Below are 18,569 nucleotides of genomic sequence, written 5' to 3'. Positions count from 1 at the left end.
AAAACCTCTTCTTTTTGCCCGATCCAATTTCAAGGATAGGTCCGGGCCTCGGGCTTGCCTAGGCTATCCCAGTTTCTCGCTGATCGATTTGGCCTGCATAAACAAACCCAGGTAATCCATACCGCCGGCTTTTGAATCGGTGCCGCTCATGTTGAACCCTCCGAAAGGGTGTGCCCCTACCATGGCGCCGGTGCATTTGCGGTTGATGTAAAGATTGCCGACGAAAAACCGACGCTTTGCCAAATCTATTTTATAGCGGTCGCGTGTGAAAACGGAACCGGTCAGTCCGTATTCGGTGGCATTCGCCATTTCGAGCGCCTGCTCGAAGGAATGCGACTTGAGGACGGCTAAAACAGGGCCGAAAATTTCTTCCTGATCAATGCGTGCTCCAGGTTCGACATTTTTAAAGATCGTCGGCTGGATATAATAACCGTTGCCCGGCGCTTTGCCGCCGCCGCAAACCAACTCACCCTCCGTCTTGCCGATTTCGATATACTCGAGGATTTTTTGCTCCGATGCCGCATTGATCACCGGACCCAGGAATGTGTCGAATTCTTTGGCCGGACCGATCGTCAGTTTTTTCGCTCGATCGGCGATCATGTCGACGAATCTTTCATAGATTTCCGCCGCAACGATCAGCCGGGAACAGGCCGAGCACTTTTGGCCTTGATAGCCGAAAGCAGAAGCAATGACCGCAGCGGCAGCTTCCTGCAGATCGGCATCCGGTTCTACGATGATCGTATCCTTGCCGCCCATTTCGGCGATGACCCGCTTGATCCATTTTTGTCCGGGACTCAGTTTTGCCGCCAGCTCGTTGATGCGCAACCCTACCTCTTTGGAGCCGGTAAAGCAGATGAATCGTATCTTGGGGTGCTGCACCAAATAGTCGCCGATTTCAGCTCCGCTGCCGGGGAGATAGCTCAAAACGCCCGCAGGCAAACCCGCCTGCCGGAGAATCTGTACCAGCTGATAGCCGATCACCGGCGTATCGCTGGCCGGTTTGAGCAGGACGGCATTCCCCGTTACGAGCGCCGCCACGGTCATGCCGGTGAGAATCGCCAGGGGGAAATTCCACGGCGGAATAACGGCGCCGACGCCCAACGGCAGATAGCGCAGCTCGGTCATTTCGTTGGGGAATGGAGTTACGCCCTTGATTTCGCTCCAACGGATCATTTCCCGCGCATAAAATTCGCAAAAATCAATGGCTTCAGAGGTGTCAGCCTCGGCCTCCTGCCAATTTTTTCCCGCTTCAAGGATGAGCCAGGCATTCAATTCGTACTTGCGCTTGCGCATCAACTGGGCGGCGCGCAACAGCACGGCTGCACGCTCGGCAGGCGGTATGCAGCGCCACTTTTGCCACGCTTCTTCCGCGACGGCAATCGCCCGATCCACCTCATGCTTGCCCGCTTTGTAAAAGGTGCCGACCACTTGATCCTTCTCGGAAGGATTGTAGCTCTTTAATAGCCGATCGGTTTTAATTTCCTGGTCATTGATCCAAAGCGCATACTTGCGATCGAATTGTCTTTCTACTGCTCTAATCGCCTCTTCCTGCGCTTTACGATGCTCAGGAACCGAAAAATCCGTGTAAGGTTCGTTTCTAAATTCGGTCAGCATGGCAACCTCCTTTCCCTGCTGTGACGCGCTATTAAGGATTATGTTCTGTGTAAAAATTCTGTGCTGCCGACGGTCGGTAACGGTCTGCTTCGTGATAAAAAGTGATCAGGGCCGCCGCGATCATCGCCGCGGTATCCTTCGGCAAAGGCCGTGATTCATGCAGAACATCGAGCGGTCGACTGACGGCGTAGAGTAAAAAGAGCGCGACGGCAAGCCGAAGCGGCAGCAGCAGCAAAAGGCTCTGCAGCTCCGATCCGCGGATTTCTTCTTCTGTCAAGCCGAAAAAGTGGGAAAATTGGCAAAGATGATTCAAAGTCATCCCCAACATCATTTCAGCGACAGACGGATAGTCTTCCGCCCGCAAATGCTTTTTCAACTCTGCAGCAGCCTCCTGATTGGCAGGATTTTTCGCAAGATCATCGATGATTCGCCACAACTCGGCTTTGCCGTTCTGCAGAAACGCGGCATCAAAAGTCTCGGCAAAGATGCGGCCCGGCGTTGCGCCGTTCGGGGATTTGCGGGAATCCAGCCACTCATCTACAGCATAAGTGATGGACAACCAGCGGTTCCGCGGCGTCGGCTCCGCAGCGTCGAGATAGAGGTTCTCTAAATCGCGATATTCTTCCGGAGTAAAAAGCGACGTAATGACCGCATCCAACGGCGTTTCTTCATCCCATGAAAAACCAAGCTCCGCCGCGTCTTCCATTTGCTGACGGCACTCCAGGATGTGGCCCCGACGATAGGCATTCAAGGCGGCCAAAAAGTGCAGCTCTGCGCTTTCATCGTTGATCGCCAAAGCGCGCTCGATTTCCTGTGCAATAACGTCGGAATGATCGGCAAATAAGCTGCTCAATTCCTTTTCCGCCAGATCGGGCGGCCCGTCCTTTAAGTAGATGAGAACCTTTTGTAAACGAGGCCCAAGCGTCATGCGCCGTTTCCCTGATGATTAGCCGTCCGATTTTCGTTGTTCAAGTTCCGCAAGTATTTCTTCATGGCTCGGGAATCTTCCGGTCGCCTTTTTGGAAAAGACAAGCCTGCCGTCGTAGTAAACCTCAAAAACGCCCCCGCTCGATTGGACAAGTTCCGGCTTGATGCCGAGTTGTTTTTCTATCTCCAGCGCCAGACCGGCTGCTCGGGGATAGTAGTTTCACATCATGCAGAATTCGATAGTCACCTTCATAGTGTCCTCATTTAGTTAAAATTTTCAGGATTTAAAGCGAACAAATCCTCGACGACAAACCTGCCGTCGCGTCGGATGAGGCAGTCGTCGAAATAAATTTCGCCGCCGCCGTATTCCGGCGTCTGAATGCAGACCATATCCCAATGAATACTGGAGCGGTTGCCGTTATCGGATTCGTTTTCATAGGCAGCGCCGGGCGTTAAATGAAAAGAACCGCTGATTTTTTCGTCAAACAAAATGTCCAACATCGGCCGGGTGATGAAAGAGTTTACGCCGAGCGAGAATTCACCAATGTACCTGGCACCCTCATCAGTGTCCAAAACCCGGTTCAAATGATCGCTTTTGTCCGAAGATGCACGGATGATCCTGCCTTGTCGAAACTCGAGCGTCACGCCCTCATGCACCACACCTTGATAGATCGTTTTGGCAGTATAACGAATGACGCCTTCGACAGATTCCCGCAGCGGTGCCGTAAACACTTCGCCGTCCGGTAGATTGCGTTCTCCGGCGCATTTGATCGCCGGCATGCCTTTAATGGAAAAGCTGAGATCTGTGCCCGGCCCGATGATGCGGATGCGGTCGGTCTTTTGCATACGCGCGACCAGCGCATCCATGGCCCGCGACAACTTGGCATAATCGAGCGTGCAGACGGAAAAGTAGAACTCTTCGAAAGCTTCAGTACTCATGCCGGCGGATTGAGCCATGGAAGGGTGAGGCCAGCGTAAAACCACCCACTTGGTCTTCGGTACTCGAATTTCAAGATGCACCGGTTTGAGCCAATGTGTCTGATACAGCTTCATCCCCGCCTCGGAAACGTCGGACAATTCCGCAGCGTTGAGGCTGCCGCGTAATCCGACGTAGGCATGCATCCTGCGCATGCGCGCTGCCTCGAATTCGCCGGCAAGGCGCATCGCCTGCTCGCTTTCGCAACGGTAGAGTTCACGGAGGACGGCATTTTGCTTGAGGCTGACGAACGGATGCGCACCGGCCGCTTTGATGCGCCGAATGAGCGCAATCACCATTTCCGACGGAACGTCGGTTGCTTCAATCAGGATGTTCTCATCCGGTTGCAGACGGGTGGAATGAGAGACGATCACTTCGGCCAAGCGGTCATATCGGGGGTCCTGCATAGAGCTCCATTTATTCAACGGTTGAAATATAGAAAATATCGCCGGTATTGTCAACAAATCCATGCACTGCCGGTCGCCTTTTCGCTTGCGATTCACCAGGAATTTGGCTAAAATACAAAGTGCGGGAGAAATGAAATGAAGGAATGTCCGGGCTGCGCGCTTGAAGTGGAGGAACAATTCGAGCGTTGTCCGATTTGCGGCTATGAATTTCCCGTCATCAAGCGGCACCGTAAATGGATGGCGATCCTTTTGCTGATCGTTTTCAGCTATCCGCTGCTGCAGGCGGTGAAACGGTTGGTGCAGATTTTAGCATCACCGTAAATGACGTTCGTGTTCACGGCAGCGCGGAAAAGACTCTGCTAAAGCATAAAACGGCCTTATCCGACATAAGGAAAAATAGACGAATGATAGGATAAATTGTGAAGCTTTTTCTGTTTGATATCGACGGTACGCTGGTGCTGAGCGGCGGAGCGGGCAAGCGCGCCATGAGTCGCGCTTTTGCCGACCTTTACGGTTTTGAGGACGTGATGGACGGTATTCCGCTTTCCGGCCGCACCGATGACCGGATCATGATGGATGCCTATGCCAAAGCGGGCATTGAGTTTTCCCGCGCCGAGCTGGAACGCTTTAAAGAGCGCTATTTTTCCTTGTTGCCGACCGAAATGGCCCAAAACGGAGGCGATAAGAGGGTGATGCCCGGCGTCAAGGAGCTGCTCTCGGCGCTCTCTCGCCGAAACGACTCGGCGCTTGGGCTTTTGACTGGGAACTGGGAGCGCAGCGGACGCATCAAGATCGCTTATTTCGGCCTCGATTCCTATTTCCCGTTCGGCGCTTTTTCCGATGATGCGAGCGATCGAGAGGCGCTGGTGCCGATTGCCGTCGAACGATTTAGGAGATTGCACGGCTTTGAGCCGTCGCCGCGTGAAATCTATGTGATCGGCGATACGCCGGCCGATATTTTGTGCGCCAAACCGCACGGCGTCGTTTCTGTGGCCGTGGCGGCTGCAGCTCACTCGGTCGACGAGTTGCGCAAATATGAACCGGATCTTTTATTTCCCGACCTGACCGACTTGGAGACAGTCCTGAAAGCCTTTAACGGATAGAAGGAGGGGAACATGCAAATCAAAACAGTACAAATTGAGAATCCTGATCAGCTCAACTTTATTTTAGGCCAATCGCATTTCATTAAAACGGTGACCGACGTGCACGAAGCGCTGGTTGGAGCCGTTCCGGGCATCAAGTTCGGGCTGGCTTTTTGTGAGGCGTCGGGGCCGCGCCTGGTGCGCCGAACCGGCACCGATCCGTCTCTTGTTGAACTGGCCGTCAAGAATCTATTGGCGATCGGCGCCGGCCACAGTTTCATCCTTTTTGTAAAGGATGCTTACCCCATCAACATTCTCAAAACGCTTTGGAACGTGCCGGAAATTGTGCACTTTTTCTGCGCCTCGTCCAACCCGGTAACGGTGGTGATTGCCGAAAATGAGCAGGGACGCGGCATTCTCGGCGTCATCGACGGTCAGAGTCCTCTCGGTGTGGAAAGTGAAGAAGATGTCGCCAAGCGGCAAAAGTTCCTGCGCGATATCGGCTACAAGCTCTAACCGGCTAAGAAATCCATAAGCCGGCTTCGGCGATTACTTGCCAACCCTCTTTTTTGCTGAGCAATACCAGCTCGCCGATCGCGGCCAGCGGTCCCCAATAAGTGGCTCGATAAACAAGCGCCTGAGTTTTATCGCTGTTAAAGCCGACGCGGGAAAAGTGGACAACCGCCGAGGCGTCGGGAAATTTTGTCTTTAGCTCGAAAATCGGCGGTATGTCGCGCTGGTGAACGAGGTAATAGCGGACGGCCGTTTGGGTCGGCAGGTGCAGCGGGAATGAAGATTGGTTGGCGAGATTAAAATTCACCAACGTCTCATGCTGCAGCTCCGGCAGCATCTCGGACAGCCGTTCGGAAGCCGTGATGGTAAAGTTTGCGGTCGAGTCGGGAATGACTACGATCACCTTTCCTTCTTTCCCCATGTCGTTTAGAATCGCGCGATAAACCGCCTGTTCTTCGCTCTCGGCAGCCTGCGGTTCAACCGGGGAGAAGGATCGGCTGCAGGCGACAAATAAGATCAGTATTCCTGTGATTAATCGTTTTGTCTTCATCGCGTCATCACCATTCTCTTTATTTCCACTTTATCGTTAATAATTGATCGACATAAATAGACGCCGTTCGGGGCGATCTGACCTTGGCGATCCAACCCGTCCCAAAAAACGGAATGTGTGCCTGCCGAAAGGTCCTGATTTAGGAGCACGACGACCAATCTGCCGCGGAGATCATACAACTCGACTCGAACCCGACTTTTTTCCGTCAAATTTAAACACAAGAGAGTATGGCCGGGGAATGGATTGGGATAATTCTGCGTCAACTCATAAGAGCACGGCGGCAGATTGGATTGGACGGTAGAGGAGGGCATAATTTCAAAGTGCGTGCGGTAAAAAAGTTTTTGCCCGCGGCTCACTTTTTCGATATTGAGAAAAGCCGTCCCTGTTGCGAGATTCAGCGTCGACACGACAGCGCGCCAGTCCAAACCCTCTTTAGCGAGCGGAAGGGAAATGGGCTCACCGTTAGGCGGGAAGAACGTCACCCGCGGTTCGGCATCGTCCCAATCGTTCAGCAGCCTGAAGGTAAGAGTAAATGAGGTCCCGCTGTCGACGTATTCCGGCAGATCGATGCGGACCGTCGTCGAATTCGGTTTTTCCCATGCCGCAGATTCGCCTGCTTTTTGGTTTTCGCCCGCACAGAAAAAGCTCTCGATCCAGCTCGGCGGCTGCGGCGGATCATCCGAGGTCAGCATTTTGCGCCATTGCTCGTCGGTCAAGCGGTCGCTCATTGGATGGGTAAACTCGTAATAAGAAAATCCCGCACCCTTAGCAATTGTCGGCTGACCTTCGATGCAGCAGATCACATAAACGGCGTAAGGAAAACCGACTCCTTCCTCCAACACCAGGCCGCTGTTGGCATCGGTATGCACATCGGCAATGACCGGCATGGGTTCCGGCGCATCGCCTAGGGGCGGCGGGCCTTCGGAGCAGAGCGAAGGCTGGAAAGTGACAATGTTGTAAAAGGTTTTGCTAAAGTCAAAAATGAGCTGATAGTCGTCGGAAGAAAGGCGCCGGCGGCTGAGCTCCTTTTCCGCTATGCCGGCCAGATTGTCCGCCAGCTCGTAAAAAGCGGCGAGATGATCGCGAAATTCGTCGAACAAGAGGTTACGGCTTTTCAATCCGAGGATCATAAAATCCGCCAGGGAAGCCAAACGGGCAAACAGATGCGGATTCGGTTCAACGTAGCCCTGCACCTGAGCGGCGGCAGGCGGCAGGCCCCTCTCGGTGCCGCTTTGTTTGACGTACAGAATCGTGTCGTGCCGCAGTTCCGCCCAGGAGGCCAGCGCGGCGTGCAGGTCTTTATCGCGCCAAGCCTCGCCGCGCATAAAGAAGGGATAGCCCTCGCCTTTGGGCATCAGCAGCGGCATCAGGCAATAGAGCCAGTTCCAATAAAGATTCTGCGCCCACACCGTATCATCGTAACTGCGAAAGATCTTTTTGAGCGTGTCCAGCTTTGCGACATACAACTCGTTTGCCTGATCGTTTGCCGGAAGATGTCGAAATGCCCATTCTTTGCGAGATTGTTCACAAGGGCCGAGTACAATCATCACATCCAGACCGGCGGGCATGAAACGGTTGCGCAGCTTGCCGTAAACCAGCTCGTCGAGAATCCACGAATCGGGCACAAACCGCTGACCCATAAAGCGAAAACCCTTCTTGGGTTGGCCTTCATAGGTGATTTGCGCCGGTGCGATTTTGCTGATTTCGTGCACAAAAAGACGCAGTTTCTCTTCGTTGGCAAACGTGTCCGGCGGGTAAATTGGAAAGCTCTTGCCGTAAATCGAGTAGGCGAGCTCGTGATAAGGCTGATAGTGGATGTCGTCGCTTTTACCGACAAAGAAAACCGTCGGTTGGTATAGGTCCTCCCAAACGTCGACGCCGCTGCGGCCGTCGACTCGGGCCTGAATGAGAGCCTGAACCAGCAGAACGGCGCTGAGCGTCATGCTGCGGTCATAGGCTTCATCCTTTTCGCAGGAAAAAGTCATTCTGCCCAGCCACATCATGCAGCGAAAATAGCGCTGCAGTTCTTCGCTGCGGGTGTAGTGACCGCGCGGTTTATACTGCGTATAGTCCTCGGGATAGCCGAAAATGGGCGAAGGCACAAACGCGGCTGCGGCGTCGAGAATGAGGGCCACTTCTTCCGACCAGCGGCCGCCGGGCAACGGATCGACGAAAAACTGCTTCGGCGTCAGCAATTGAGAGGCGACCAACAGATAGTCCAAGTTGCGAAAAATGGCCTCGCGCGCCGAGGGATTGGTCGCCGCATCGTACTGGGCACGCGTCTTTTCTGTAACGGCTTCCAACAGCGCATCAAGTTGAGCGATGAACCGCTGCTCCTCGCACGCTTTGAGGATGCGGTCGAACATCAAGTGAAAGCCGTGCAGCATGACGTCGGTGGTAATGAATTGGGGAATGCCGTTTTCGCGGCAATCGGTGTAGAGGTCGAACATTTCATTATAGCCGCATCGATTGCCGCGTAAAGCGGGCGTTACCACAAAGCCGTTTTCCTTCAATTTTTGCAGCTGTTCCGGCGAGAAAGAAAAATCCGCGAGATTTACGACGTGCTGCAAATTCGGGCCGGGATCGCAATTTTCCGCATTCGGCACCACGGTCACCAGTCGCGGCGAATAGATGCCGAACGGCGTTTCGATTACTTTTGTAATGTCGGCAAGCATGTCCTGCGCCACGGTCACCGCAGGCAGCAGCCAAATCCAAAATATTTTACACATAATGCTGACCCTCCTCACGATCGCCCTTTAGACGATTCCAGGGTTTGACTGTTTATAAAGTTTTTCATATTTCATGACTTTTCAAAGAGTTTTCCTTCGGCAAAGGAGTATCATGTGCTGGAAAAGTCTTGCAACTGGCTGATCCTCATACTATATTCTTAGCAATAAATCGCGCCTCCAACCGACCGGACACACGATGCGTACTTTACCTGCTGTCTTTAACAAAACCCGCATTATATGTTATCCGCTTTTTCTCTTGCCCGCCATGATCTTGACGGCTTCTTCAGTATCGGCCCAGATGTTTCGGCAAATCGAATCGGCGCGATTACCCAACGTCGGCGCAATGTCGCTGCAGATCGGCGGGAGTTTTTATAGGGCGCGCGATCTCTACACAACCGTCGACGGTCAATCTTCTGCAATCATCGTTTGGGATTCATACCTTTTTGCCCGTTTGTCCTACTGTTTTTCACCACGGCTTCAACTCGAAGCGGCACCTGTGGTTTTGCAGTCGACTCATGTCCAAGGAAAAGCCGACAATTTGCCGGGAAACATCGATCTTTTTGCCAAGACGCCGCTGCTTGCCGGTCGCAAGCTTGCGGTTTCTTTGCAGGGTCAAGTGCGGATACCGACCGCCGAGCGGCAAAACGTACCGCTTTACGAATACAGCAGCGGTACCGTCGGTTTCGGCGGCGCCGGATCGACGACTCTGAAGCTTTTCGGCAGTTCACCGGACAAGGGGGGCTTGATCGATCTCAATTTCGGCTATTTTTTCCATAATGATCGCGGCAGGCATTTAACCGACTTGCCGAACGAGACATTGATGGCGAAAGGAACGCAGCAGCTTTACGGCGGCGCCGCGCTTCGCCTGCTTGGTGCAAATTGGGGCGGCTTTGCGGAAGTTCGTTCGGTCGCGTTTCTTGAATCACCGCCCGTCACTGCTTACGGCCGCGAGGATGCTCTGTGGGGCGCGATAGGATTGATATATCGAGTCAGTCCATTTCTGCAGCTTGATTTCAAGATGGATCGGCGGTTGAGCCGCGACATCGACAACACGCTCTATGCCGCCGGAGAAATCAAGGGGGTTCCTAAGCCTTGGCATACGCTGCCGAATTATCCCGATTGGCGGATTCAGCTCGGTGTGTCATTACAATTGCGAGAAGGCAAAACAGTCGAAGCGAAACCCAAAGAAGCAGAGCAACCGAAAGAGCAGCAGGAACCCAAGCAAAAATCGCAGGAGAAAGCTCGGCCGCGGACGCCGAAAAAGGAAAAAGAGACGAAATCGCAGAAACCGGGCATAGTGGGGTCGGTCACGGACGGGCAGCAGGAGAAAGAGATCGATTTGGGGGATGTCAAGGAGCTGGAGAGGCGCTGGCGACTGCTGCAGGAGGCAGGTGCGGAAAGCGTAGAGCAGCGGCTCGAACGGATGCAGCGGGAGCGTGAGCGCATGAATGCGTTGCTGCAGCAGCTCAGGCAGCGTCTGGCAGAGCAAGCCGAAGCCAAACGGGCGGCGGAAGAAGCGGCGCGCGCCGAAGAAGAGGCCAAACGCGCCGCCGAAGAGGCGCGAAAAGCCCAAGAGGCTCAACGGCAAGAGCTGGAAAAGTCCTCATCCGGTGCGGCGGAAGAAGCGACGAGCCGGGAAGAATCCTTGGAAAAGCCTCAACTCGAAGAGCCGCCTAAAGAGGTTGGAACGGCTGCCCCTTCCGAGAAAGAAGAAGAGTCATCGGGGGCTGAAGCGCCGCAGTCACAGCCGCCGACTGCCGAAACCCTGCTTGAAGGCGGCGAAGCGCCCGCGCAGAGTGCTCCTGTGCCGGTCGATTCGACGGGAGCAGCAGCACAACCCGCCCCGGATGAGGCTCTGCGGCCATAAAAAAACCCGAGCGGAAGACCCGGGTTTGCCGTCCTTAACGACTCAAGGAGCAATGCTGCATGCCTTAAGAGGCTTGTAACGGTCGCTACTCGCCTTTTTCGATTTTATTGAACAAATAGTCGAACACGCCGCGCAAGGGGATGCGAATCTGCTGCATTGTGTCGCGGTCGCGAATCGTCACCGTCTCGTCCTGCAGCGTCTGGAAATCAATCGTAATGCAGAACGGCGTGCCGATCTCATCTTGGCGACGGTAACGACGCCCGACGGCGCCGCTTTCGTCATAAAAGACCGGCCAATAGCGTTTCAGCTCGTCGCGCAGCTTGAGGGCAACCTCCGGCAGTCCCTCTTTTTTGACCAGCGGGAAGATGCCGGCTTTGATCGGCGCCAATGCCGGATGCAGGTGCAGCACGGTGCGGACGTCGTCTTCCAACTGCTGTTCTTCAAAGGCGTCGACCAGCACGGTCAGCAGCGTGCGGTCGCAGCCTGCCGATGTCTCGATGATGTAGGGGATGTATTTCTGCTTGATTTCGTCATCAAAGTAGCTCTGGTCCCTGCCGGAGTATTCCTGATGGCGGCTGAGATCGAAGTTGGTGCGGTTGTGAATTCCTTCCAACTCTTTCCACCCGAAGGGAAATTCGTATTGAATGTCGAAAGCGGCCGCAGCATAGTGAGCCAGCTCGCCCTCGCCGTGCTGATGAAAGCGCAGCTTTTCCTGCCGAATGCCCAGCTTTTGATAATAAGTAATTCGATCGTGCTTCCAGTATTCGAACCATTCCATGTCGGTGCCGGGACGGACGAAAAACTGCATCTCCATCTGCTCGAACTCGCGCGTACGGAAAATAAAGTTTTCCGTGGTGATCTCGTTGCGGAACGCTTTGCCGATTTGAGCAATCCCGAAGGGAATTTTGACGCGTGAGGAATTGACGACATTGGAAAAGTTGACGTAAATTCCCTGCGCCGTTTCAGGCCGCAGGTAGATAACGTTGGCGCTGTCCTCGACCGGGCCGATAAAGGTCTTGAACATGAGGTTGAATTGCCGCGGTTCGGTCAGCGTGCCGGCTTCTTTGGCGTCCGGCCCGACGATGCGTTTAAAGTCATTGAGCGGAATATCCGTCAATACAACTTTGCGATAGGTCGACGGATCGGCTTTGGCCATCTTTTCTACTTTTCTCGCTGCTGCCTCATCGTCGCCTTCGCGAAAGGCGAACATCCTCTGGTCGGCGGCGTTCGACGGCGGGCAAAGCACATAAATTTGATCGGCACGATAGCGGTTCTTGGTTTCGCGACAGTCCACGAGCGGATCCTGGAAACCCGCCACATGCCCGGAGGCTTCCCAGATTTTCGGGTGCATGAGGATGGCCGAATCCAAACCGACAATATCCTCGCGCAACTGCACCATCCATTTCCACCAAAAGTTTTTAATGTTGCGCTTGAGTTCGGCGCCGAGGGGGCCGTAATCGTATACCGCGGCCAATCCGCCGTAGATTTCGCTGGATGGATAGATGTAGCCCCGTCGTTTGCACAACGAGACCAATTTATCCATGGTCGTTTCGGTGTTTGCCATAGTTTTCTCGTTCCCTGCTGATGATACTTTTAGTTCCGAATGTGACTCAATATAGAAAAAAATTATGATTTTTGCATGGGTTAAGTTTGTTTTTCGACCGAGTTTCAGCGGGGTTATCCTGTGAAAAGAATTTTTTCTTGAATGTTGCTGAAAAAATCATAAATTTAAAATGAATTGAATACAGCTTGGGAAAACGGGACGCATGTGGCACTATCCGAATTTTAAAAGATTTTTTGCGGGGATCGCCGTAAGCAGCGTCTCGATCATTTTCCTGCTCATCATCCTGCCGGATGTCATTCTGCTGTTGCTCAAGTAATTGTTCGCACCTCACATTTTCCACCGTCGATTCAAATTGAGGTCAAGAGTTGGGGATAAACATTTTTTGGAAAGGACTGTTGCATGAGATCGGATAAAGTCAAAAAAGGCATCGAGCGTGCTCCGCACCGCAGCCTGCTGCGCGCTACCGGCCTGAAGGATGAAGATTTTTCCAAGCCGTTTATCGGCATCGCCAATTCATACACGGACCTGATCCCCGGGCATGTCCATCTGCAGGAATTCGGCCGCAAGGTCAAAGAGTCGGTGCGGCAGGCGGGCGGCGTACCGTTCGAATTCAATACCATTGGTGTAGACGACGGCATTGCCATGGGGCATATCGGCATGCGCTACAGCCTGGCCTCGCGCGAATTGATCGCCGACTGCGTAGAGACCATGGTCGAAGCGCACCAACTCGATGCTCTGGTTTGCATCCCGAACTGCGACAAGATCGTCCCCGGCATGTTGATGGCGGCGGTCCGTTTGAATATTCCGACTATCTTTATCTCCGGCGGGCCGATGTTGGCCGGACAACTTGCTTCCGGAGAGGTTGTAGATTTGATTTCGGTCTTTGAGGCGGTCGGCAAAGTAAAGTCCGGTACCGTAGATGAGAGACAACTGCTGGAGCTCGAAAAGGCCGCCTGTCCCACCTGCGGCAGCTGCGCCGGAATGTTCACTGCCAACAGCATGAACTGTCTCTGCGAGGCGCTGGGCATGGCACTGCCCGGCAACGGCACCATTCCGGCCGTCGATCCGCGACGCGATGAGCTCATTGCCCGCATCGGCCAGCGGATTATGGATCTGTGGCGACGCGACATCAAACCGCGAGACATCATCACCCCGGCTTCCCTCCGCAACGCTTTCGCGCTGGATATGGCGATGGGCGGTTCCACCAACACCATTCTTCATACTTTGGCCGTCGCCAATGAGGCCGGAATTACCTTTGATTTGGCCGAGTTGAATGAAATCTCGGATCGTGTTCCTTATCTTTGCAAAGTCTCTCCGGCCACGCCCAAGGTTCACCTGCAGGATGTCGATCGGGCGGGCGGCATTCGCGCCATCCTCCATGAGCTGAGCAAGATCGACGGTCTGCTGGATCTCGATTGTCCGACGGTTTCAGGCGTTTCCCTCGGCGAGGTGCTGAAGGGTGCAGAAATTCTTGACCATGAGGTGATACGCCCCATCGACAATCCCTATTCGACCCGCGGAGGTTTGTCGATTCTGTTCGGCAATTTGGCGCCCGAGGGAAGCGTCATCAAGACCGGCGCTGTGCACCCGGACATGTGGGATTTTGCCGGACCAGCGCGCGTGTTCGACTCGGAAGACGCCGCCATGGCGGCCATCCTCGAAGGCGCCATCAACCCCGGCGACTGTATCGTTATCCGCTATGAAGGGCCGAAAGGCGGACCCGGCATGCCGGAAATGCTGTCGCCGACCAGCGCCGTCATGGGACGCGGTCTCGGCAGTTCCGTGGCGCTCATCACCGACGGCCGTTTTTCCGGCGGCACCCGCGGCGCCTGCATCGGCCATGTCAGTCCCGAAGCCGCGGCAGGCGGCCCCATCGCCGCTCTTCGCGACGGCGACATCATCCGCATCAACCTTCACGAACGGACTCTGAACGTGGATCTCTCTGATGCGGAAATTCAGCGCCGTCTGGCTGCGTTGCCGCCGTTCGAGCCCAAGATAAAGAAAGGCTGGCTTGCCCGTTATACCCGCTTTGTAACATCGGCGAACACCGGCGCGGTTTTAAAATAGGTTCGGTGATAAAAGAGGGAATGTATCTCGCTCGTGCATCGTTAGTAAAGCTCTCTCAATTAAGGTGAGCTGTACGTATGAAGGAAGTGCATAAGGAAAAATCGTTGAAAGGGGCGGAAATCTTTATCGAATGTTTGCGGCGCGAAGGGGTGACGCATGTTTTCGGCTACCCCGGAGGTGCCGTGCTGCCCATTTACGATGCGCTGTATGATGTTTCCGACATCAAACATATTTTGGTACGACATGAACAGGGCGCCGTGCACGCGGCCGAGGGTTATGCCAAAGCCGCCGGTAAGACGGGTGTGGTTCTGGTTACTTCCGGCCCCGGCGCAACCAACACGGTCACCGGTATCGCCGATGCCTATATGGATTCCATCCCGCTCGTCGTCTTTACCGGCCAGGTCTCCAGCCATCTGATCGGCAACGATGCGTTTCAGGAGGCGGACACCACCGGCATTACCAGGTCGATCACCAAGTGGAATATCCTCGTCACCCGTACGGAGCAGCTTGCTCCGGCCATCCGTAAGGCATTTTACATTGCTTCGACAGGCCGCCCCGGGCCGGTGGTCGTCGACATGTGCAAAGATGCGCTGTTGGGAGAATGTGCCTTCAATTATCCGGAAAGACTCGATCTGCCTGGATATAAACCGCAGACAAAAGGGCATCCGGTGAGCATTCAAAAGGCTGCTGCGGCTATAAAAAAGGCGAAGCGGCCGCTGATCTACGCCGGCGGAGGCGTCATTTTTTCCGATGCTGCAGAGCAGCTGACTCGATTGGCGCGGACGACGCAGATTCCTGTAACCTTGACGCTGCACGGCCTCGGCGGATTCCCGGGCAGCGATCCGCTTTTCCTCGGCATGCTGGGTATGCACGGAACGTTTGCTGCGAATATGGCGGTGAGCAACTGCGACTGCCTGATTGCCGTCGGTGCCAGATTCGACGATCGGGTCACCGGCAAGCTGAGCGCCTTTGCCGTCGGTGCAGTCAAGATCCATATCGACATCGATCCGTCTTCAATTAACAAAAATCTGCGGGTCGAGTATCCGATCGTGGGTGATGCGCGCGAGGTTCTGGCTGAATTGAACGACCATTTTCAGGAACCGTTACCCACGGAAGAATGGCTGGCGCAGATCGATGAGTGGCGGCGAATGTGTCCTCTTGAGTTGCCCCCTGAGGACGGGCGTCTGCGCCCCCAGACGATTTTGAAAAAGCTTTCCGATCGCCTGCAGGGCCGGGTCGTGGTCACCACCGATGTCGGCCAGAATCAGATGTGGACGGCCCAGTATTTTACTTTTGAGGCGCCCCGATCGCACATTACCTCCGGTGGTTTGGGGACCATGGGGTTTTCTCTGCCGGCGGCAATCGGCGCGGCCTTCGGCGTCGTCGATCGGCCGATTATCAGCATTTCCGGCGACGGCGGATTTCAGATGAACATTCAGGAATTGATTACCGCTTCTTACAACAAGCTGCCCATCAAGTTCATCATTTTTAACAACAACTATCTCGGTATGGTGCGGCAATGGCAGGAACTGTTTCATGATTCACGATTTTCCTTCACCGATTTGACCGACAGCAATCCCGATTTTGTCAAAGTCGCTGAAGGCATGGGATGCAGGGCCAGGCGGATCGTGCATGCGGAAGAGGTAGACGAGGCGCTCGATTGGGCGCTGGCTGTAAATGACGGCCCGGTCGTACTCGAGTTTGTGACCGTTAAGGAGGAAATGGTTTTCCCCATGGTGCCGAGCGGAGCGGCCGTCAGTGAAATGATTCTTAAGCGGCTTGATCCGCAGCGTTTTGAGGGTTAAAAAAGTCAGAGGGTATTCATGGCTGAACGAAAACGAACTTTATTCGAAAAAGTATGGGATGAGCATGTGGTCGTGCAGGAGCCCGATTCGCCTGCGGTGCTGTATATCGACCTTCAGCTTCTTCACGAGGTGACGTCGCCGCAGGCTTTTCAGGGATTGCGGGACCGCGGCCTCAAGGTGCGGCGGCCTTTGCAGAATCTGGCAACTATGGATCATTCAATACCTACCCACGATCCTTCGCTGCCGATTACCGATCCGATTGCACGGGCCCAGCTGGAACAATTGGAAAAAAATTGTCGGGAATTCGGTGTACCGCTCTTGGGCAGGAACCATCCGCAGCGGGGCGTAGTGCACGTGGTCGGCCCGGAGCTGGGATTGACGCAGCCGGGTATGACTATTGTTTGCGGCGACAGCCACACGGCGACGCACGGCGCTTTCGGCGCGCTGGCTTTCGGCATCGGCACCAGCGAGGTGGAACATGTTCTCGCCACCCAAACCCTGCTGCAGCACAAGCCTAGAACGATGCGCGTCGAAATCAGCGGTACGCTTCAGCCGGGCGTCAGCGCTAAAGACGTCATTCTGGCGCTTATCGCCAAGATCGGCGTCGGCGGCGGCGCCGGCTATGTCATCGAATACACGGGTAAAGTCATCCGGCAGCTTGATATGGAAGGCCGCATGACGATCTGCAACATGAGCATCGAGGGCGGTGCACGCGCCGGGATGATCGCACCGGACGACACGACCTTTGAATATCTCCACGGTCGTCCGTTTGCGCCGCAGGGAAAGGCGTGGGACGAAGCCGTGGCGCGTTGGCGGACTCTGTGCAGCGATGACGAAGCCGCATTTGACGCCTATGTCTCGCTTGATGGTTCCGCGTTAAAGCCGATGATCACGTTCGGCACGACTCCGGGGATGGCAATACCGATCGACGCCGTCGTTCCCGATCCTGCTGCTCAGCCGGACATCAATCAGCGCAAGGCTATGGAAAAGGCCCTTGCTTATATGGACGTAGCACCCGACAAGCCTATGCTTGGCCATAAAATCGACGTTGTTTTTATCGGCAGCTGTACCAACGGTCGAATCAACGATCTGCGGGAGGCGGCAAAGATCTTTAAAGGACGTAAAGTTGCGGATGGGGTACGCGTGTTGATTGTCCCGGGCTCTTATGCCGTCAAACGCCGGGCGGAAGCTGAAGGGTTGGCGGATATTTTCAAGCAGGCGGGCGCCGAATGGCGTGAACCCGGCTGTTCCATGTGCATTGCCATGAACGGGGACGAAGTCCTGCCGGGTCAGTATGTTGTGAGTACGAGCAACCGAAATTTCGAGGGAAGGCAGGGAAAAGGCGGCCGAACGCTGCTGGCGAGCCCGCTGACCGCCGCTGCCGCTGCGGTGACAGGCCGAGTGACCGACCCGCGGACGCTTATGTAAAAGCGCAGGAGAGATGAAATGGAACCTATTGTCGTTTTAAAAAGTAAATTTGTTGCGCTGCCGATAAACGATATCGATACGGATCAAATCATTCCGGCGCGCTTTTTAAAGGTGACGGATAAGAAAGGGTTGGGGCGAAATCTCTTTTATGATTGGCGATACAACGCCGACGGCTCAGAAAAAGCTGACTTTGTTTTGAATCGCATCGGCAGCGACGTCAAAATTCTTGTAGCAGGCGATAATTTCGGCTGCGGCTCGAGCCGTGAGCATGCACCGTGGGCGCTGGTCGATTTCGGCTTTCGCGCCGTCATCAGCACGCGCATCGCGGATATTTTTCGCAATAATGCGCTCAAAAACGGCCTGCTGCCGGTGGTTGTGGATGCAGAGACGCTGCAGCAGCTTTTTGAAATAGCGGAAAAGTCGCCCGAAGCGGAGCTGACCATTGATCTTCCGAACCAGGTGGTTGTGCTTCCGGACGGTCGACAGGCAGGCTTTCCTATTGACGGTTTTTCAAAAACCTGCCTATTGGAAGGCCTCGATCAATTGGGCTATCTGCTCAAATTCAGCCGACAAGTTGAAGAATATGAGCGCATACATCCACCGCGCGTCTGCATCGCCCAAGTTTGATGCTGCTTTTAGACGGAAATTTTTGTATATTCCAACAGTTCTTTGACAAGCGGGGACGAATTGGGTTTCGACGGGTTACGCGGTGGTAGCGGCTGCATGTCGAGGATCTCTCGGTCACCTCGTTAATCAACTGAGAGAAAAATGTAATTGCAGACAACTACAATTACGCCTTGGCTGCCTAAGACAGCCAACGTCCTCTCTTCGCCGCGCCCGCTGGGTGAAGGGAAGGACGCCGCATCAGCGGGATGGTCGGCGGCGGTGTTCCGGCGCTGCCGATGACACGCTTCGGAACTGGATCAGTCAGGCTCGTCTGAACCGCCTCGGCTGATCGAGATCAAGGTTCAGACTAAACATGTAGAGGCTGCTATGGCCGGTATCTCGGACGCGGGTTCGACTCCCGCCGTCTCCACATT

Annotated in this window: 15 protein-coding genes and 1 other RNA gene; 9 read left to right on the top strand and 7 right to left on the bottom strand. The window is 54.6% G+C overall.

Translation table 11 applies throughout. The features are described from left to right. Positions 1 to 63: 63 nt before the first annotated feature. Genes pruA through ONB24_11655 form a run of 4 tightly spaced genes read right to left on the bottom strand, consistent with a single transcriptional unit; the run spans position 64 to position 3,924 of the window. Positions 64 to 1,614, bottom strand: coding sequence for an L-glutamate gamma-semialdehyde dehydrogenase (gene pruA / locus ONB24_11670; GenBank protein ID MDZ7316774.1), 1,551 nt, complete (start codon positions 1,612 to 1,614; stop codon positions 64 to 66). A 31-nt stretch (positions 1,615 to 1,645) separates the two neighbouring features. Next, positions 1,646 to 2,542: a hypothetical protein gene (locus tag ONB24_11665; protein MDZ7316773.1), complete on the bottom strand. Its 897-nt coding sequence runs from the start codon at positions 2,540 to 2,542 to the stop codon at positions 1,646 to 1,648. An 18-nt stretch (positions 2,543 to 2,560) separates the two neighbouring features. After that, entirely contained in the window at positions 2,561 to 2,794 is a 234-nt protein-coding gene (locus ONB24_11660) for a SelT/SelW/SelH family (seleno)protein (GenBank protein ID MDZ7316772.1), read from the bottom strand. A gap of 11 nt (positions 2,795 to 2,805) precedes the next feature. Beyond that, positions 2,806 to 3,924, bottom strand: coding sequence for an aminopeptidase (locus ONB24_11655; GenBank protein MDZ7316771.1), 1,119 nt, complete (start codon positions 3,922 to 3,924; stop codon positions 2,806 to 2,808). A gap of 135 nt (positions 3,925 to 4,059) precedes the next feature. Between ONB24_11655 and ONB24_11650 the strand changes: the two genes are divergently transcribed. From ONB24_11650 to ONB24_11640, 3 genes are all read left to right on the top strand, one after another. Continuing rightward, on the top strand, positions 4,060 to 4,245 hold the full coding sequence (locus tag ONB24_11650; protein ID MDZ7316770.1) for a zinc ribbon domain-containing protein: 186 nt from the start codon (positions 4,060 to 4,062) through the stop codon (positions 4,243 to 4,245). 98 nt (positions 4,246 to 4,343) lie between these two features. Beyond that, positions 4,344 to 5,027 (top strand): haloacid dehalogenase-like hydrolase, encoded by a 684-nt coding sequence (locus ONB24_11645; GenBank protein ID MDZ7316769.1) that lies wholly within the window; start codon positions 4,344 to 4,346, stop codon positions 5,025 to 5,027. A 12-nt stretch (positions 5,028 to 5,039) separates the two neighbouring features. Further along, positions 5,040 to 5,522 (top strand): adenosine-specific kinase, encoded by a 483-nt coding sequence (locus tag ONB24_11640; protein MDZ7316768.1) that lies wholly within the window; start codon positions 5,040 to 5,042, stop codon positions 5,520 to 5,522. A 4-nt stretch (positions 5,523 to 5,526) separates the two neighbouring features. On the opposite strand, the gene ONB24_11635 is transcribed toward ONB24_11640, so the two are convergent. Together ONB24_11635 and ONB24_11630 are read right to left on the bottom strand one after the other, a co-directional pair. After that, the gene (locus ONB24_11635) at positions 5,527 to 6,069 is read right to left on the bottom strand and encodes a hypothetical protein (protein ID MDZ7316767.1); all 543 of its coding nucleotides are present in this window, start codon (positions 6,067 to 6,069) and stop codon (positions 5,527 to 5,529) included. Further along, on the bottom strand, positions 6,066 to 8,798 hold the full coding sequence (locus ONB24_11630; protein ID MDZ7316766.1) for a DUF3160 domain-containing protein: 2,733 nt from the start codon (positions 8,796 to 8,798) through the stop codon (positions 6,066 to 6,068). Before ONB24_11630 ends, ONB24_11635 begins: the two co-directional genes overlap by 4 nt. A 196-nt stretch (positions 8,799 to 8,994) precedes the next feature. Between ONB24_11630 and ONB24_11625 the strand changes: the two genes are divergently transcribed. Then, a complete protein-coding gene (locus ONB24_11625) occupies positions 8,995 to 10,665 on the top strand; it encodes a hypothetical protein (protein ID MDZ7316765.1) in 1,671 nt (556 codons plus the stop codon). Positions 10,666 to 10,750: 85 nt separating this feature from the next. Here ONB24_11625 and ONB24_11620 read toward each other — a convergent pair whose 3' ends face one another. After that, entirely contained in the window at positions 10,751 to 12,229 is a 1,479-nt protein-coding gene (locus ONB24_11620; protein ID MDZ7316764.1) for a glycine--tRNA ligase, read from the bottom strand. A gap of 399 nt (positions 12,230 to 12,628) precedes the next feature. Between ONB24_11620 and ilvD the strand changes: the two genes are divergently transcribed. The 5 genes from ilvD to ssrA all read left to right on the top strand — a co-directional run bounded on the left by ilvD (position 12,629) and on the right by ssrA (position 18,568). Beyond that, positions 12,629 to 14,296 (top strand): dihydroxy-acid dehydratase, encoded by a 1,668-nt coding sequence (ilvD, locus tag ONB24_11615; protein MDZ7316763.1) that lies wholly within the window; start codon positions 12,629 to 12,631, stop codon positions 14,294 to 14,296. A 77-nt stretch (positions 14,297 to 14,373) separates the two neighbouring features. Beyond that, on the top strand, positions 14,374 to 16,101 hold the full coding sequence (gene ilvB, locus ONB24_11610) for a biosynthetic-type acetolactate synthase large subunit (protein ID MDZ7316762.1): 1,728 nt from the start codon (positions 14,374 to 14,376) through the stop codon (positions 16,099 to 16,101). A gap of 18 nt (positions 16,102 to 16,119) precedes the next feature. Next, the gene (leuC, locus tag ONB24_11605) at positions 16,120 to 17,529 is read left to right on the top strand and encodes a 3-isopropylmalate dehydratase large subunit (GenBank protein MDZ7316761.1); all 1,410 of its coding nucleotides are present in this window, start codon (positions 16,120 to 16,122) and stop codon (positions 17,527 to 17,529) included. A gap of 18 nt (positions 17,530 to 17,547) precedes the next feature. Continuing rightward, entirely contained in the window at positions 17,548 to 18,156 is a 609-nt protein-coding gene (gene leuD, locus ONB24_11600) for a 3-isopropylmalate dehydratase small subunit (GenBank protein MDZ7316760.1), read from the top strand. A 51-nt stretch (positions 18,157 to 18,207) separates the two neighbouring features. Beyond that, positions 18,208 to 18,568: a transfer-messenger RNA gene (gene ssrA, locus ONB24_11595) on the top strand. Position 18,569 lies beyond the last annotated feature (1 nt).

Source organism: candidate division KSB1 bacterium (assembly GCA_034505495.1).
Classification (GTDB): Bacteria; Zhuqueibacterota; Zhuqueibacteria; order Residuimicrobiales; family Krinioviventaceae; genus Fontimicrobium_A.
The sequence above is the reverse complement of the archived record's forward strand: the minus strand, read 5'-3'. Positions and strand labels throughout refer to the sequence as shown.

Coding starts and splice junctions, on each gene's coding strand:
- ONB24_11650 (MDZ7316770.1), top strand. CDS start 4,060: ATGAAGGAATGTCCGGGCTGCGCGCTTGAAGTGGAGGAACAATTCGAG.
- ilvD (MDZ7316763.1), top strand. CDS start 12,629: ATGAGATCGGATAAAGTCAAAAAAGGCATCGAGCGTGCTCCGCACCGC.
- ONB24_11635 (MDZ7316767.1), bottom strand. CDS start 6,069: ATGAAGACAAAACGATTAATCACAGGAATACTGATCTTATTTGTCGCC.
- leuC (MDZ7316761.1), top strand. CDS start 16,120: ATGGCTGAACGAAAACGAACTTTATTCGAAAAAGTATGGGATGAGCAT.
- ONB24_11640 (MDZ7316768.1), top strand. CDS start 5,040: ATGCAAATCAAAACAGTACAAATTGAGAATCCTGATCAGCTCAACTTT.
- leuD (MDZ7316760.1), top strand. CDS start 17,548: ATGGAACCTATTGTCGTTTTAAAAAGTAAATTTGTTGCGCTGCCGATA.
- ilvB (MDZ7316762.1), top strand. CDS start 14,374: ATGAAGGAAGTGCATAAGGAAAAATCGTTGAAAGGGGCGGAAATCTTT.
- ONB24_11625 (MDZ7316765.1), top strand. CDS start 8,995: ATGCGTACTTTACCTGCTGTCTTTAACAAAACCCGCATTATATGTTAT.
- ONB24_11665 (MDZ7316773.1), bottom strand. CDS start 2,542: ATGACGCTTGGGCCTCGTTTACAAAAGGTTCTCATCTACTTAAAGGAC.
- ONB24_11620 (MDZ7316764.1), bottom strand. CDS start 12,229: ATGGCAAACACCGAAACGACCATGGATAAATTGGTCTCGTTGTGCAAA.
- pruA (MDZ7316774.1), bottom strand. CDS start 1,614: ATGCTGACCGAATTTAGAAACGAACCTTACACGGATTTTTCGGTTCCT.
- ONB24_11630 (MDZ7316766.1), bottom strand. CDS start 8,798: ATGTGTAAAATATTTTGGATTTGGCTGCTGCCTGCGGTGACCGTGGCG.
- ONB24_11655 (MDZ7316771.1), bottom strand. CDS start 3,924: ATGCAGGACCCCCGATATGACCGCTTGGCCGAAGTGATCGTCTCTCAT.